We start from the raw sequence: 1062 nt of genomic DNA, 5'->3' as shown, positions 1-1062 counted from the left end.
GCTCCTTGTCTTTGTAGCTGAGCGCACCGCCGGCAAGGCAGGTGTCGACGACATGGCGGTTGAATGCCGCAACTTCGGGCCATCCCAGCTCGACAGGCTTACCGAGCAAGAACGGGTGCCGACTACCGGCGAACACGGCATATGCGTCGTTGTAGAGCATGGTTCCCTCGCGTCCCCACAGCACAACAAGTGGACAAGGCGATGCCAGAACCAGGCGAACAACACAGCAAAGACTTGAGGGCCAGCTTTGGCGCGCGCCTAGCGGCGTTGAGCTCCAGTCCAAGCCGGCTATGAGTCGAGCCATTTCGCTCGTTTCTACCTGCGCGTCGATGGACAGATTTGCGTTTTTGAGAGCTGACGGCATCATGCAGGGGGCCTCCGACGTAGTGATTTTCCCGAAACGGATGACACTCTGCTTCGCGATCACGCGAGGCATCTCGTAGATACGGTCTCCTGCCAGCACCAAAGTTCCGCGGCGCACGTCATCTCAAAGCGTCCATAACGTGTCTCGGACCTTGTAAAAAAGACATCTAATTTCTTCGTCGCACGCTCCGCGACGCCAGACCGGCGCACGAGCATCGCGGAGGAAACGGGCCATTGCCATTGCGCGCCGTGCAAGTTGCCAGGCGTATCAGGCGCTCGGGTACCTATCCGAAGCAAGATTCGGAGGCAGGCCGCCCGCATCGCACGACATTGCGGTTGCAGTCCTCGTCTCTCGCGCGCAACTGGCACAGAATTCGCTGGAACTCAATAGGTCGTCGCGGGGCAACTTTGACTGGCTCCCCGGCGACGAATAGCCCCGTTCCAGATGAGCAGCGTCATGAACAATGGCCTCCCCCGTTTCGCCACCGTGCTCGTGGTCGAAGACGACGAGTGCGCGCGCAGTGCGCTTGAGTCGATCCTGACCGCAGAGGGGCACTTTGTCGTTGGCGCGGCCAACGGTGCCGCCGCGCTTGAGAGCCTGCACGTCCTAACCCCGGATGCGGTCATCACCGATGTGCAGATGCCCGAGCTTGACGGCATTCAGTTGTGTCGCGCGATTCGGGCATCTCCGCTATTGAG

1 protein-coding gene and 1 pseudogene are annotated in these 1062 nt (G+C 60.5%); one reads left to right on the top strand and one right to left on the bottom strand.

Features of this window, described 5'->3' with window-relative positions; all coding sequences use genetic code 11:
- Positions 1-364, bottom strand: a pseudogene (locus tag C0Z18_RS32465) (hypothetical protein); the annotation flags it as partial.
- A 456-nt stretch (positions 365-820) separates the two neighbouring features.
- On the opposite strand from C0Z18_RS32465, the gene C0Z18_RS32460 reads away from it, so the two are divergent.
- The coding region (locus tag C0Z18_RS32460; protein WP_199189609.1) for a response regulator transcription factor at positions 821-1062 on the top strand (242 nt) is incomplete at its 3' end.

The sequence above is a fragment of the Trinickia dabaoshanensis genome, from assembly GCF_002879885.1.
GTDB lineage: Bacteria > Pseudomonadota > Gammaproteobacteria > Burkholderiales > Burkholderiaceae > Trinickia > Trinickia dabaoshanensis.
Note: the sequence above shows the minus strand (reverse complement) of the source record. Positions and strands in the feature narration are given on the sequence as shown.